Origin of the sequence: Streptomyces sp. NBC_01750, from assembly GCF_035918095.1 — a bacterium.
Classification (GTDB): Bacteria; Actinomycetota; Actinomycetes; order Streptomycetales; family Streptomycetaceae; genus Streptomyces.
This window is the reverse complement of the sequence record NZ_CP109137.1, coordinates 6,748,356-6,764,159: the sequence shown is the minus strand read 5'-3', so window position 1 is coordinate 6,764,159 and position 15,804 is coordinate 6,748,356. Positions and strand designations below refer to the sequence as shown.

4 protein-coding genes are annotated in these 15,804 nt (G+C 74.5%); all 4 read right to left on the bottom strand.

Translation table 11 applies throughout. The features are described from left to right. Positions 1 to 7: 7 nt before the first annotated feature. Positions 8 to 2,305 (bottom strand): type I polyketide synthase, encoded by a 2,298-nt coding sequence (locus OG966_RS30705; RefSeq protein WP_326653214.1) that lies wholly within the window; start codon positions 2,303 to 2,305, stop codon positions 8 to 10. 43 nt (positions 2,306 to 2,348) lie between these two features. Further along, a complete protein-coding gene (locus tag OG966_RS30700; RefSeq protein ID WP_326653213.1) occupies positions 2,349 to 2,939 on the bottom strand; it encodes an FcoT family thioesterase in 591 nt (196 codons plus the stop codon). 55 nt (positions 2,940 to 2,994) lie between these two features. Beyond that, positions 2,995 to 13,941, bottom strand: a complete 10,947-nt coding sequence (locus tag OG966_RS30695) for a type I polyketide synthase (RefSeq protein ID WP_326653212.1) — start codon at positions 13,939 to 13,941, stop codon at positions 2,995 to 2,997. A gap of 236 nt (positions 13,942 to 14,177) precedes the next feature. Next, positions 14,178 to 15,782: an AMP-binding protein gene (locus tag OG966_RS30690; protein ID WP_326653211.1), complete on the bottom strand. Its 1,605-nt coding sequence runs from the start codon at positions 15,780 to 15,782 to the stop codon at positions 14,178 to 14,180. Positions 15,783 to 15,804: the final 22 nt, after the last annotated feature.

Below are 15,804 nucleotides of genomic sequence, written 5' to 3'. Positions count from 1 at the left end.
GGAGCGCTCAGTCCTGACTCATCAGGCGCAGCAGGTGGGCGGCCAGGTCGGCCGGTGTCCGGTAGTCGAACAGGAGCGTGGCCGGCAGCCGCAGGCCGGTGAGGGCGGCCAGTCGGCGGTTGAGGTCCACGGTGGTCAGCGAGTCGAACCCGATGGCGGAGAACTCGGCCCCGGCCTGGACGGCCTCCGGCCCGGGGAGGGCGAGCACCCCGGCGACCTCGGTGCGGATGAGCTGCACGACGGCGCCGGTGCGTTCGGCCTCGGGCAGTTCGGCGACGGAGCGGCGCAGCTCGGCGGGGTCGACGTGGTCCGGCCGCCGGGTGGGGCGGGTCCGGTCCTCCTGCCTCGGCGGGCACAGGTCGCGCAGCACGTCCGGGATCTGCGGGGAGTGGTCGCGCAGGGCCGGCTCGTACAGCTGGATGGGCACGAGTACGGCGTCGTCGCGGGCGAGGGCGGCGTCGAACAGGGCGAGCCCGTCGGACACTCGGAGCGCCGAGATGCCGGCCCGTTCCATCCGCTTCAGGTCGGCGGCGTTGAGCCGCTCGCCCATGCCGGCTTCGTCCCACAGGCCCCAGGCGAGCGAGACGGCATGCAGTCCGGCGGCCCGGCGGTGCTGGGCCAGGGCGTCGACGAAGGTGTTGGCGGCGGCGTAGTTGGCCTGGCCGGCTCCGCCGACGATGCCACTGACCGAGGAGAAGAGGATGAGTTCGCAGTCGGGGAGCGACCGGCTCACCCGGTGCAGGGCGAGAGAGGCGTCGACCTTGGGGCGCATCACGCGGTCGAGGCGCCGGGGGGTCATGGTGCCGACGGCGCCGTCGTCGGTGACGCCGGCCGCGTGGATGACCATGGTGACGGGGTGTTCCGCCGGTACTTCGTTCAGCACCCGGTCGAGCGCGTCGGCGTCGGCCACGTCGCATGCCACCACGTCGGTGTGGGCGCCGAGTTCGGTGAGTTCGGCGACGAGCCGGCGGGCGGCGGGTGCGTCGGGGCCGGAGCGGTTGAGCAGCAGTAGTCGGCCGACGCCGTGCCGCTGCGCGAGGTGGCGGGCCAGGACGGTGCCGAGCGCGCCGGTGCCTCCGGTCATCACGACGGTGCCGTGGGTACGGGTGGGGCGGCGTGCCGGGGCGCCGGTGTCGCCGGGCCGGGAGCGCTGGAGCCGCAGTTGCAGGAGGCTGCCGTGGCGGACGGCCAGTTGGGGATACGGCGTGTCCGGGTCGGTGAGGGCGGAAACGGCGGACAGCAGGGCGCGCCGTGAGCCGTCCGCCTCGTCGATGTCGACCAGTCCGAAGCGTCCGGGCTGCTCGGCCTGGCTGCTGCGGACGAGCCCCCAGACCACGGAGGCGGCGAGGCCGGCGATGTCCTCGTCGGGCCCACAGGACTGTGCGCCCTGGGTGATGAACACCAGTCGGGAGCCGGCGAGCCGGTCGTCGGTGAGCCACTCCTGGACGAGGGCGAGGCAGCGCTGCGCCTCGGCGCGCACTGCGTCGACCCCGTCCGTGCCGTCGGCGCAGCTGACGAGGACGACGGAGGGGACGGGGGCGCCCCGTCGCAGTGCCGCGTCCATGGTGTGGAGGGAGCTGTAGTTCTCGAAGCTCCGTCCGGTGGCCTTGAGTTCGCCGGTGACGCCGAGGTGGTCGGTGCCGAGGAAGGCCCAGGGCTCGTCGGCCGCCGGGCGGGCGGGCACCTCGGCCAGTGGCCTCCAGACCGGGCGTAGCAGCGCGCCCGAGGCGCCGGTTCCCCGCAGCTGCTCGCGGCTGACGGGGCGCACCATCAGCGAGCGGGCGCAGAGGACCGGCCGGTCGTCCATGTCGGTGGCGGTCAGGGAGAGGGAGTCGCCCTCGGTGAGGGCGATGCGGATCCGCAGTGCGGTGGCGCCGGGGCGGTGTACGCGGACACCTCGCCAGGCGAAGGGCAGGTAGGTGTCCTCCCCGTCCCGGTCGAGAAACGGGATGCTCGCCGCGTGGAGGGCGGCGTCGAGCAGGGCGGGGTGCATGAGCATGCCCGTGGCGGGGAGCCCGGAGTCGTCCAGCGGGACCTCGGCGAACACCTCGGTGCCGCGCCGCCATGCGGTGCTGAGCAGGCGGAACGACGGCCCGTAGTCCATGCCGCGGGCTGCGAGCCGCTCGTAGAGGTCGGGGATGTCGACGGGCTCGCTGCCGGTGGGCGGCCAGGGTTGTGGTTCGGCGGGCGCGCCCGGGGCGGCGGCGGTCGGCGCGTCGCCGGGGCCGGGGGGCGCGCAGACGTGTCCGGCGGCAGCGGCACCGCTGGGGGCGGCCTCGCTCGGGCGGGGATCGAGGACGGTCATGCGCTTCCTTCTTGGCTGTCGGGGCCCGGGGTTGCCGACGGAGTCAGTCCTGGAGTGGCGGCGGGTTGGTGATGGCCGCCGTGACATAGCCCTTGGAGTCGCCGCCGTGCTCGTCGTAGTAGCGGCAGAACGTCTTGACGACGACGAGGGCGTCGCGGATGTCGTTGGCGTCCCAGGCGACGATGTCGAGGATCTCCATGCCGCCCTGGAAGTAGCGTCCGCGCATGGGGACGCGGAAGGAGCTGGAGAAGTCGGTGATGAGGATGTCGCCGAGCTGGCGGTGCCAGAAGTCGTTCATCGACCACTGGTTGAACGGTTCGGTGAGTCCGTCCTGTACGGCCTTGGCGATGAGGTAGTAGGCCATCTGGTTGTAGCAGATGTTGAACTCGACCGAGTTGAAGTGGCCGGTGTCGTCGATGTAGCAGGACTCGGGGATCTCGAAGGTGCACTCGGCCGAGAGCCGGCTGCCCTCTCCGGGTCCGCCGTCGCAGATCACCTCGGCGGTCCTGAGGTATTCGCACCGCTTGGCGCGGTAGGGGGTGAGCACCCGCTGGAGCAGCGGCTCGTCGGTGGGGTATCGCGTGGCGGTGGCGCTGTCGGCGCGCTCTCCGGGTCGCTGCAGAAGTTCCGTCATGGCTCGTGCCTCCAGCTCGTGCGGTGCGCACGGGGTGCGCGGTGGGTGGGGTGGCTCAGCTGCTGCGGGTGCGCTGCGCGGCGAGCAGCAGCTCCTCCACGCTCATGTTCTGCAGCGCGGCGGCCGGTGCGGGGGTCTGCTCTGCGGGTGTCTCCTCCTTCGGGGGCTCGGCCGCCTCGGTCGCGGGGCCGCCGTCGCGGAGCTCGAGCAGGGCGTCGAGCAGTCCGGCGGCGCGCATCACGGCCGGCGGGATGGTGGCGATGGCGGCACGGATGTCGTCGTCGGCGCGGTCGGCTGCGATCGCCTCGATGTCCGGGCCGAGTTCGGCGAGCAGGAACTCGGCGAGTTCGGCAGGTGTCGGGTAGTCGAAGGTGATGGTGGCGGGCAGCCGTATCCCGATCGCGGTGCTGAGGCCGTTGCGCAGTTCGATCGCGGCCAGCGAGTCCATGCCGAAGGCGGTGAAGGGCGTCTCGGGGTCGATGGCCGCCGGGTCGTCGTGGCGTACGACGGCGACCTGTCGCCGGACCAGGTCGAGCACCATGGGCAGCCGCTGCTCGGGGTCGGCGGCGGCCAGTTGCTGTTCGAGCGGTTCGTCGGCCGCCTCCGGGGCGGCGGCGCTCGGGGTGTCCGCCGGCCGGGAGGGTGGTGTGACGAGACCCTTGAGTACGGCGGGCAGTTGGTCGTAGCCGGCCCGCAGCGCGGCGAGGTTGAGTTTGAGCGGGACGAGCAGCGCCTCCGGGCGCGCCAGTGCGTCGTCGAGGAGGGCGAGGCCCTCGTCGGTGGGGAGGGCGGCGCTGCCCGCGAGTTCCAGTCGGGTGAGGTCGGCGGCGGAGAGGGTGCCGCCCATGCCGCCCGCCTCGGCCCAGAGCCCCCAGGCCAGCGACTGGCCGGGCAGGCCGGCTTGCTGCCGGTGGGCGGCCAGTCCGTCCAGGAAGGTGTTGGCGGCGGCGTAGTTGGCCTGTCCCGCGCCCAACAGCTGGCCGCTGGCGGAGGAGAAGAGGACGAAGGCTGCCAGGGGCAGGTCCTGGGTGAGTTCGTGCAGGTGCCATGCGGCGTCGGCCTTGGGTCGCAGCACGCGTGTCGTGCGGTCCGTGTCCAGCGCTGTCACCAGGCCGTCGTCGAGGATGCCGGCGAGGTGGAAGACGGCGGTGAGCGGGTGCGCCGCGGGGATGTCGGCGAGGACGCCGGCCAGGGCCGTACGGTCGCCGACGTCGGCGGCCGCGGTATCGACGGTGGCGCCGAGTTCCTGGAGTTCCGCGACGAGTGCGCCGGCGCCGTCCGCGTCCGGGCCGCGGCGGCTGACGAGCAGCAGATGCCTGACGTCCCGGTGGCGGACCAGATGCCGGGCGAGCATCGCACCGAGCCCACCCGTCCCGCCGGTGATGAGGACGGTGCCGTCGGGGTCGAACGGCGGCGGGGTCTGGGCGGTGTCGGTCACCGCGGCCAGCCGGGGCACCGAGCAGCGGCCGCCGCGGACCCGGACCTCGAACTCGCCGCAGGCGGCGGCGGAGGGGATCACAGCGAGCGAGGCCTGGTCGGAGTCGACGTCGACCAGCCCGAACCGTCCGGGGTTCTCGGCCTCGGCGGCGCGGACCAGACCGGCGACCGCGGTCGCGGCGAGTCCGCTGGTGACGGCGACCAGGCGGCTGTCGGCGAGGGCCGGGTCGGCGAGGAACTGCTGCACCGCACGCAGCACGCGGCCGGTGACGGCGTGGACCGCGCCCGGCAGGCCGGTGTCGTCGCTCGGGCAGCCGAGCAGCACCAGCGGGGGCGGGCTGCCGGGTACGGCGGCGAGTGACGCCATGTCGGGTGCGGCGGGGGCGGCGAGTCCGAAGCCGGCTTCGGGCGGTCCCACCACGGCCCAGCCGCCACCGTCGGCCGGGACGTCGACGGCCGTCCAGTCCACGCGGTGGAGAGGGCTGCGCCTGGCTTCGGCGAGCTGCTGCTCGCTGACCGGACGGCCGCGCACCGACCGCACCTCGGCGACGGGTTCGTCGTCGGCGTCGAAGAGCCGGATGGTGCTGTGCTCGGCGCCGGCGGCGCGGTGCAGGTGGACGCGGACCGCGGCGGCGCCGGGGCGGTGCAGGCGTACGCCCTCCCACGCGAAGGGGATGAGGGTTTCGCCTCGCTGGAGGCCGCCCAGCGACTCGGCGTGCATGGCCGCGTCGAGCAGGGCCGGGTGCAGCCGGTAGCGGGCGGCGTCGGTGTCGGCCGCCTCCGGCAGCGCTACCTCCGCGTAGAGGTCCTCGCCGTCCGCCCATGCCGCGCGCAGGCCCTGGAGGAGCGGGCCGTAGTGGTAGCCCTGCTCGGCCAGCCGGGCGTAGGCGCCGGTGACGTCCAGGGCGGCGGCGCCGGGTGGCGGCCAGGCCTCGAGGCGCGGGCCCAAGGGCTGCGGCGCCGCGCTCAGCGAGCCGCTCGCGTGCCGTGTCCAGGGTGTCGAGCCGTCGGTCCGTGAGTGCACGGTGAGGGTGCGGGTGCCGGCTGTGCCGGGCGCGTCGACGACGACGCGGACCGTGACCGTCCCGTCCGCGGGCACGATGAGCGGGGCTTCCAGCGTGAGCTCCTCGACCGTCGTGGCGCCGGTCTCCTCGCCTGCCGCCAGGGCGAGTTCGACGAAGCCGGTGCCGGGGAGCAGGGCGACGCCGTGGACGGCGTGGTCCGGCAGCCAGGGGTGCAGGCCGGAGCCGAGGCGGCCGGTGAGGACGACCTGGTCGGTGCCGGGGACGGGTATGGACGCGGTGAGCAGCGGGTGTGCGATCGCGTCCAGGCCTGCGCCGCTGACGTCGTGTGCCGCGGTGCCGGCGTCGATCCAGAACCTGCGGTGCTGGAACGGGTAGGTGGGCAGCACCAGTTCGGGGTCGTCGGGAGCGCCGTCGAGTACGGCGGCCCAGTCGGGTTCGATGCCGGCGGTGAACGCGGTGGCGAGGCCGGTCGTCAGCTCGGTGTGTTCGTCGCGGCGGGCGCGCTGGAGCGGGACGAAGACCGGGCCGTCGACGTCGGCGAGTGTCTCGCGGGCCAGCGCGGTCAGGGTGGCGTCGGGGCCGACCTCGACGAAGCGGGTCACGCCGGACTCGTACAGGGCCGTGACGCCGTCGGCGAAGCGGACGGTCCGGCGGGCGTGCTCGACCCAGTGCCGCGGGTCGGTGAGTTCGCCGGGTTCGGCCGGCCGGCCGGTGACGTCGGAGACGACCGGCAGGTCGGGTTCGCGGTAGTCGATGCTCCGGGCGACCTCGGCGAAGTCGGCGAGCATCGGCTCCATCATCGCGGAGTGGAAGGCGTGGGAGACGGGGAGCCGCTTGTGCCGGACGCCGTCCGTCACTGCTCGCCCGGCGGCCTGGAGGAGGGCGGGTTCGGGGCCGGAGACGACGACCGAGGTCGGCGAGTTGACCGCGGCGACGTCCAGCTGGAGGCCCTTGATCAGCTGCTCGGCGTGCGCTTCGGCGGTGTTCAGCGCGAGCATGCCGCCGCCGGGCAGGGCTTGCATGAGCCGGCCCCGCGCGGCGACCAGCCGGGCGGCCGAGCGCAGGTCGAGGACGCCGGCGACGTGGGCCGCTGCCAGGGCGCCGACGGAGTGGCCGAGTACGGCGTCCGGGCGCAGGCCCCAGTGCCGGAGCGCGCCGGCCAGTCCGGTCTGGAGGGCGAACAGCGCGGGCTGTGTCCACTCCGTCCGGTCGAGGTCGCCGCTGTCGCTGTCGCCCCATATGACGTCTCGCAGGGGCGAGTCGAGGTGCGGGTCGAGGGCGGCGCAGGCCTCGTCGAAGGCCTCGCGGAAGGGTGCGCAGTGCGCGTGCAGACCGCGGCCCATCCCGGCCCACTGGGAGCCCTGGCCGGTGAACAGCCAGCCGACGCGGCCGGTTCGCGCTTGGCCGATGACTGCGGCCCGCCCGTCGGCGATCTCGCGCAGCCCGGCGAGCAGCGTGGCCCGGTCGGCGCCGATGACGGCGGCACGGTGCGGGTGGGCGGTGCGGGCGAGGGCGAGTTTGCGCGCCACCGCGGCCGGGACGACGGTGTCGTCGTCCGCGAGTGCGGCGTGCAGCCGCGTCGCCTGGTCGCTCAGGGCCTGCCCGGTGCGTGCGGACAGCAGCCAGGGGACGGGCGTGGCCGGGGCCTCGGCGGCGGGTGCGGGGGCCGGTTCGGTCCCGGCGGGCGCGGGGGCCGGTTCGGCCGACTCCAGGATGACGTGGGCGTTGGTGCCGCTGACACCGAAGGACGACACGGCGGCCCGGCGCGGGCGCCGCACCTGCGGCCAGGGCCGGGACTCGGCCAGCAGCTCGACCCTGCCCGCGCTCCAGTCGACCTGTGCCGACGGGGCGTCCACGTGCAGGGTGGCGGGCAGGATGCCCGCGCGCATGGCCAGCACCATCTTCATGACGCCGGCGACGCCCGCCGCGGCCTGCGCGTGCCCGATGTTGGACTTGATCGAGCCGAGATACAGCGGCTCGCCGGGGTGGTCCTGGCCGTAGGTGGCGAGCAGGGCCTGGGCCTCGATGGGGTCGCCGAGCCGGGTGCCGGTGCCGTGGCCCTCTACGGCGTCGATGTCGGCGGGGCCCAGCCTGGCGGCGGCCAGTGCCTGCTGGATCACCCGCTGCTGGGACGGGCCGTTGGGGGCGGTGAGTCCGTTGGACGCGCCGTCCTGGTTGACGGCGGAGCCCCGGATGACAGCCAGAACCGGGCGGTTGTTCCGGCGGGCGTCCGAGAGCCGTTCGAGGAGCAGCATCCCGGCGCCCTCGCCCCAGCCGGTGCCGTCGGCGGCATCGGCGAAGGACTTGCACCGGCCGTCGGCGGCCAGGCCGCGCTGAAGGCTGAAGTCGGTGAACGTCTCGGGGGTGGCCATCACGGTGACGCCGCCGGCCAGCGCGAGCGTGCACTCGCCGCGGCGCAGCGCCTGCATCGCCCAGTGCAGGGCGACCAATGAAGACGAGCAGGCGGTGTCGACGGAGACGGCGGGGCCCTCCAGGCCCAGGACGTAGGCGACGCGGCCGGAGGCGACGCTGGCCGAGCTGCCGTTGGTCAGGTACGGCGCGAGGTCCTCGGGTATCTCCCGCAGACGGCTGGCCCAGTCGTGGTACATGACGCCGGCGAAGACACCGGTGCGGCTGCCGTGCAGGGTGCTGGGGTCGATGCCGGCGCGCTCGATCGACTCCCAGGCGGTCTCCAGCAGCAACCGCTGCTGCGGGTCCGTGGCCACGGCCTCGCGGGGGCTGATCCCGAAGAAGTCGGCGTCGAAGTCGGCGGCGTCATGGAGGAAGCCGCCCTCGCGGACGTAGGTCTTGCCGGTGCGGCCGACCTCGGGGTCGTACAACTCCGCGGTGTCCCAGCCCCGGTTCACCGGGAACGGCGAGATGCCGTCGGCGCCTTGGGCCACGAGGTTCCAGAGTTCCTCGGGGGTGGACACGCCGCCGGGGTAGCGGCAGGCCATGCCGACGATGGCGATCGGGTCGTCGTCGCCGTCGAGCAGGCCGGACGCCGGCGCCTGGGCGGCGGCGTCGGCCGCGGCCGCCGGTGCCAGCACGGCCAGGACATGGTCGGCCAGCGCCGCCGGTGTCGGGTAGTCGAAGATCAGCGAGGACGGCAGGCGGAGGCCCGTCGCGGTGTTGAGGGCGTTGCGCAGTTCGATGGCGCCGAGTGAGTCGAAGCCGACCTCGCTGAACGGGCGGCGGGGGTCGATCTCGCTGCTCTGCTCGTGTCCCAGTACGGCGGCGGCGTGCCGTGTCACCACCTCGAGTACGTGCGACTGCCGGTCCCGCCCGGCGAGGGCGGCGAGACGGCGCGCCAGTTCGCCGCCCGCGGCGCCGGTGCCCGCCGCGGCGGCGCGCCGCTGCCGGGGGACGAGGGTGCCGAGCACGGACGGCAGCGGGCCGGTGCGTGTCCGCAGGGCGGGGAGGTCGAGCTGGATCGGCAGCATCGTCGCTGTGTCGCGGGTGAGTGCGTCGTCGAACAGGGCCAGGCTCTGTTCGGCGGTGAGCGCGGTCACGCCGGAGCGCTGCGAGCGGCGCAGGGTGACTTCGTCGAGGCGGCCGCCCATGCCCTCTTCCCCGGCCCACAGCGCCCAGGCCAGCGAGGTGGCGGGCAGGCCGAGGGCACGGCGGTGCTCGGCCAGCTGGTCGAGGAAGGCGTTGGCGGCGGCGTAGTTGGACTGGCCTGCCGCGTCCATGGTGGCGGCGGCGGAGGAGAACAGCACGAAGGCGCTCAGGTCGATGTCGCGGGTGAGTTCGTGCAGGTGCCAGGCGCCGTCGACCTTGGCGGCGAAGACGGTGTCCACGTCGGCCGCGGTGAGGGTGGTGACCGCGCCGTCGGCCACGACGCCCGCCGTGTGCACGACGCCGGTCAGGGGCCGGTCGGGGTCTATGCCGTCGAGCAGCCGGGACACGGCGTCGCGGTCGCCGACGTCGCACGTCTCGACGCGCACCGTCGCGCCGTCCGCCCGCAGCTCGTCGGCGAACTCGGCCGCGCCCGGGGCGCGGTCGCCGGAGCGGCTGGTCAGCAGCAGGGAGCGGACGCCGTGCCGGGTGACCAGGCGGCGGGCGACCCGGCGGCCCAGTCCCCCGGTGCCGCCGGTGATCAGGACGGTCCCCTCGGACCAGGGCCGAGGACCGTCGTCGGGTGCGGGCATGCGCACCAGCCGGGGCGCGCTCGGCTCGCCGTCGCGGAGGGCGATCTGCTCCTCGGCGCGGTCGGGGTCGGTGGCCGCGGCCAGCGCGGCGAGCACCGACTCGGGGGTGGATCCGGGTTCGATGTCGAGGAGGAGGAACTTTCCCGGGTGTTCGGCCTGGGCCGCGCGGACCATGCCCCAAACCGGTGCGGCGGCCAGTCCGTCGACAGCGGCGGCCCCGGCCGCGGTGGCGTTCTCGGTGACGAAGACGAGGCGGGCCGTCCCCAGGTCGGCGGCGAGCGCGTCCTGGAGCAGGGCGAGTACGCGGGTGGTGGCGGCGCGGGCCGCCGCCGGAGTGGCGTCCGTACCGGCGGGGACGAAGGCGAGGACGGCGTCGGGGACATCGGCGCCCGCGGCGATGGCTTCGCCCAGCGCGGCGAGGTCCGCGTAGCGGTCGCCCGGGAGCGGCAGTGCCGGGGTGCCCAGCAGGGCCGTCCGCGGTGTGCCCGTCCCTGGGCGGATCGGCTCCCAACGCACCCGGTACAGCGGCCGGGTGGGACGCGCCGTCCCGAGGGGGCGCTCGACGACGGTCTCGACGGTGACGGCGGGGCTGCCGGTGCCGTCGGTCATGTCGGCGTGCAGGCCCGCCGCGCTGCGCGTCAGGCGGACGCGGAGGGAGGAGGTGCCGGGGGTGTGTACGGTGATGCCGTCGAGCGAGAAGGGGATGCGGGTACCGCCGTCGTCGGGGCCGGGCAGGAAGTCGGCGGCGTGGAAGGCGGAGTCCAGCAGGGCGGGGTGGATGAGGAACTCGTCGGCGCCTGCGCGTGCGGACTCGTCCAGCGCCACCTCGGCCAGGACCTGGTCGTCCAGCCGCCAGGCCGCGCGCAGGTTGCGGAAGGCCGGGCCGAAGCCGTAGCCGTCCTCGGCGCGGTCCGGGTAGAAGGCGCCGAGGTCGATCGGTTCGGCGCCGACGGGCGGCCAGGCCTCGGGGGCTCCGGTCGCGGCGTGCGCCGCGGGCCGCTCGGCGGCCACCGTGGCGCGGGCGTGCCGCACCCAGGTCTCCGAGGCGGCGTCGAAGCAGGACACCTGCACGTCCCGCCGCCCGTCCGGCCCGGGCGGGCCGACCCGGACCTGCACCGGGACGTCCGCGTCGTCGGGCAGCACCAGCGGTGCCTGGACGAGCAGTTCGTCGGCGCGGGGACAGTTCGCCGCCGCGCCGGCCCGCAGTACCATCTCCAGCCAGCCGGTGCTGGGCATGATCCGGTCCCCGGCGATGACGTGGTCGGCGAGCCAGCGCTGTGTCCGCACGGACAGCAGCCCGGTCAGCAGGGTGCCTTCGTCGTCGGCCAGGACGACCTGGGCCGAGAGCAGCGGGTGCTTCAGCGGGGTGAGTCCCGCGCCGCTGACGTCGGGCGCGGTGCGTGCGGTGAGCCAGTAGCGGCGGCGCTGGAAGGCGTAGGTGGGCAGCGGTACGGCGCGCGCGCCCGGGAACAGCCCCTCGCCGCTGACGGCGGCGCCGCGGACCCAGGCTTCGGCGACCGCGCCGAGCAGCTCGGTCTCCTCGTCGCGTCCGGCGCGCATGGCGGCCAGCGCGGCGACGTCGGCGGTGTCCGGCAGGCAGCCGGGAGTCAGGGCGGTGAGGACGGCGTCGGGGCCGACCTCCAGGTAGGTGGTCACTCCGGCGCCATCGAGGTGGCGTACGGCGTCGGCGAAGCGCACCGTACGCCGGACGTGCTCCACCCAGTAGTCCGCATCCGGCGCGACCGGCTCACCGGTCATCGTGGAGACGATCGGGATCTCGGGCTCGGCGTAGGTCATCGCCTCGGCGACGCGCCGGAAGTCGTCGAGCATCGGCTCCATCAGCGGCGAGTGGAAGGCGTGCGACACCCGCAGCCGCCGGGTGCGGCGTCCCTGCTCGGCGAAGTGCCGCTCGATGCGGGCCACTTCGTCCGCGGCACCGGAGACGACCGTCGATGACGGGCCGTTGACGGCGCCGACGGAGACGGTGTCCCCGAGCAGCGGCAGCACCTCGTCCTGGCTCGCGGCGACGGCGGCCATCGCACCGCCCGCCGGGAGCTCCTGCATCAGCCGGCCGCGGGCGGCGACCAGCATGGCGGCGTCGGGGAGCGAGAGCACGCCGGCCACGTGCGCGGCGGCCAGTTCGCCGACCGAGTGCCCGGCGAGGTAGTCCGGGCGGATGCCCCACGACTCGAGCAGCCGGTAGAGGCTCACCTCCAGCGCGAACAGCGCGGGCTGCGCGTACTCGGTGGTGTCGAGCAGGCGTGCCGCGTCCGAGCCCTCGTCGGCGAAGACGACGTCGGCGATCGGCTGCTCAAGCAGCAGGTCGAGGTGGTCGGCGACGACATCGAAGTGGTGCGCGAACAGCGGGTACCGCCGGTGGAGCTGCCGGCCCATGCCCAGGCGCTGCGACGCCTGGCCGGTGAACAGCACCGCGAGGCCGCCCTCGGCGACCCTCCCTGTGGGCGCGTTCCCCGCCGCGAGTGCGGCGAGGCGCGACCGGGCCTGGTCCGGGTCGTCCGCGAGGATCACGGCGCGGTGCTCGAGCGCGGCGCGGGTGGTGGCGAGGGAGAAGCCGACGTCGGCGAGGTCCGGGTCCCCGGCCGGCCGCTCCGCCAGCCACGCGGACAGCCGGGCCGCCTGGCCGCGCAGGGCCGTCCCGCTCTTCGCGCTCAGCAGCAGCGGCGTCGGCCCGGAGGTCCGCGGGTGCGGCGACGGCGCCGGGACGGCGGGCGGCTCCTCCAGGATGACGTGCGCGTTGGTGCCGCTGGCGCCGAAGGAGGAGACGCCGGCCCGGCGCGGCCGGTCGTCGTGCTGCTCCCAGGGCCGGGGCCGCACCAGCAACTGCACCGTTGCGGCGGACCAGTTCACGTGGGGTGTGGGGTTCTCCGCGTGCAAGGTGGCGGGCAGCACGCCGTGCCGCATGGCCATTGCCATCTTGACGACGCCGGCGACGCCCGCGGCCGCGCCGGTGTGACCGATGTTCGACTTGACCGACCCGAGCCACAGCGGCGCCTCGGCGCTGTGGTCGCGGCCGTAGGTCTCGAGAATCGCGCGGGCTTCGATGGGGTCGCCGAGGCGGGTGCCGGTGCCGTGCGCCTCGACGGCGTCCACCTGGGCTCCGGTGAGCCCGGCGTCGGCCAGGGCCTGCCGGACGACCTTGTTCTGGGCCAGCCCGCTGGGTGCGGTGATGCCGTTGCTGGCGCCGTCCTGGTTGATGGCGGAGCCGCGCACCACGGCGACGACGGGGTGACCGGCCCTCAGCGCGTCGTCGAGTCGCTCCAGCACGAGCATGCCGGATCCCTCGGCGAAGGCGGTGCCGTCGGCCTCGGCGGCGAAGGCCTTGCATTTGCCGTCGGCGGCCAGGCCGCGCTGGCGGCTGAAAGTGGTGAACGTCCCGGGGCTGGAGATGACGGCAACGCCGCCGGCCAGGGCCAGGCCGCACTCGCCTCGGCGCAGCGACTGGACGGCGAGGTGCAGAGCCGTCAGTGAGCCGGAGCAGGCGGTGTCGACGGTGAGGGTCGGCCCCTCCAGGCCGAGGGTGTAGGCGATCCGGCCGGAGACGACGCTGGGCAGATTGCCGAGCAGCAGGTGGGCGTCCAGGCCGTCGGGCGCCTCGTGGGTGCGCGGGCCGTACTCGTGCGGTTCTACGCCGACGAAGACGCCGGAGCGGCTGCCGCGCAGGGTGGTCGGGTCGATCCCGGAGCGCTCCAGCGCCTCCCACGCGGTCTCCAGGACCAGCCGCTGCTGCGGGTCCATGGCCAGGGCTTCCTTCGGGCCGATGCCGAAGAACTCCGCGTCGAAGTCGCCCGCGTCGGGGAGGAAGCCACCCTGCCGGACGTAGCTGGTGCGGGGCGCGTCGGGGTCGGGGTCGAAGAGCGCCTGCAGGTCCCAGCCGCGGTCCTCGGGGAACTCGCCCACGACGTGTTCGCCGCCGGCCACCACCCGCCACAGGTCCTCGGGCGAGCCGATTCCCGGGTAGCGGCAGCCGATGCCCACGATCGCGATCGGCTCGTCGTCGCGGGCCGTGTGCGGCACCGGCTCCGGGGCCTCGTCCGGTGTGCCGAGGAGCCGCGCCCTGAGATAGCGCACCAGCAGGGCAGGCGTCGGGTACTCGAAGCCGACGGTGACGGGCAGGTCGAGTCCTGTCTCCGCGACCAGCCGCGCGTGCAGCTCGACAAGGCCCAGCGAGTCGAGCGCGAGGTCGCGGAAGGGCCTGTCCAGATCGATCTCGCTGTCGGCCTCCGGGTCCGTCCGGAGCCGGAGGTCGTGCAGCTGCTCGCGGAGCAGCCGGGTCAGCGAGCGGGTGAGCTCCGCGCCCGTCGGCGGGGCCGGCTGCGGGGTGGCGGCGCCGTGCTCCGCGTCGGTACCGGCGCCGTCGGCGGGGGTCACTGGACAATCACCTGAACACCTCGGGTTTCTGCGGAAAGACAGGTGCGTCTTGCGCCTCGACGGTAGCTTTCGGCCGGTATCCGCCCCACCCCTGCGAATAGGGCGACTCCCCCTATGCCCTGCCGGGATCAAGGGGATCCGGGCGTCGGTCCCTTCAGGAACCGGAGGTCGGCGCGCGGCACCGCGCACCGCCCCGTGGCCGGGGCCGGGGAATCCGGCGTGAATCATGTGCGAATTCAGCGGGGAATACCGGCCAGCAAAGCGCGGCGGTCGGCCTTGCCATTGCCGGTGAGCGGAATTTCGTCTACGAAGTGGATGCTCTGCGGGAGCATGTACGAGGGAAGCGAGTCGGCGCAGAAGGAGCGCAGTCCAGCCGCTGTCGTGCTTTCACCGGCGGCGCCGTCCTTACGGACCAGGAAGGCGCTCAGCACCGGTTCGGCACCGGCCTGCTCGTCGAGGGTGACCACGGCCGAGGCGACGCCTTCGTGCTGCTGCAGCCGGCGTTCGATCTCGCCCAGCTCGACCCGGTTGCCGCGCACCTGGACCTGGGAGTCGACGCGCCCGCAGAAGTAGAGCTCGCCCTCGGGCCCGCGGTAGGCCAGGTCTCCGGTCCGGAAGACGATCTGGCCGGAGGCGGGGGCGAAGGGGTCGGGGACGAGCGCGGCGGCCGTGGCCGCCGGGTCGTTCCAGTAGCCGCTGAACAGCGCCGGGCTGCGCAGATATATCTGGCCGGTCACCCCGGGCTCGGTCACCGGCAGGCCGGCGTCGTCGATCAGGGTCATCTCCGCGCCGGGGTGTGCCCGGCCGATGGACAGCCGGTCCAGTGTCGCGGGGACGGGGTTGGGCACCGCGGTGAGGGACGCCGCCATCGACTCGGTCGCGCCGTAACCGTTGACGACCTGTACCTGCGGCAGCAGTTCGGACAGCCGGCGCAGCTCCGGCAGGGGGAAGTCCTCGCCCGAGAAGACGATTCGGCGCAGCGAGCGCATCCGGGCCAGGTCGGCAGCGGCGGTGCGCAGGACGGGCCGCCAGATGGAGGGGACTCCGTGCACCTGGCTGACCTCGGCCTCGGCCAGGAACTCCAGGAAGCGGCGGGGCCAGCCGAGTTCCTCCCGCGGCACCGGGACGATGGTCGCTCCGCAGCCCAGCGCCATTCCCGTGTCGACGAGCGAGAAGTCGAACTGCAGCGGTGAGGTGGTCGCGACCCGGTCGCCGGGGGCGACGAAGCCGAGCCGTCGTACGCCGCGCAGGAAGGCGAGCACTCCCCGGTGGGTCATCACCACGCCCTTGGGGCGGCCGGTGGTCCCGGAGGTGAAGATGATGTAGACGGGGTCGGTGGGTGTGACGCCGGCGCGCACGCGCGGCCCGGTCCGGGGTGCCCGCTCGACGAGCAGCCCGGCGTCACCGAAGCGGCCGGTGCCGACGGTGGCGGGCAGTCCGTCGCGCATGCCCTCGCCGTACTGCAGGAACAGCGCGGGCCGCGCGCTGTCGACGATCAGCGCGAGCCGCTCGCCGGGCATGTCCGGCGACACGGGGATGAACGGCAGGCCGAGTGTCGCGCAGGCCAGCAGTACGGCGACGGCCGCCGAGCAGTGGTTGGACTGCACGACCACCCGGTCGCCGACGTCGAGGCCCAGCTCGTCCAGGGCGCCGACGTAGTCGTCCACCAGCCGTTCGAGCTCGGCATAGTTCCAGATGCGCAGGCCGCCCTCTGCTGTGCGTTCGACGAGCGCCGGGGCGTGCGGCGTGGTGGCGGCCGCCGCGAGCAGGTAACCGCGCAGGTTGTCGTTCTCGTCGGTCGCGCAGGCGAAGCGGGGCGATTGCGGAGGCTGCGGCGTCACGGGTTCTCCTGTCGGCGAGTGG

Coding starts and splice junctions, on each gene's coding strand:
- OG966_RS30705 (WP_326653214.1), bottom strand. CDS start 2,305: ATGACCGTCCTCGATCCCCGCCCGAGCGAGGCCGCCCCCAGCGGTGCC.
- OG966_RS30700 (WP_326653213.1), bottom strand. CDS start 2,939: ATGACGGAACTTCTGCAGCGACCCGGAGAGCGCGCCGACAGCGCCACC.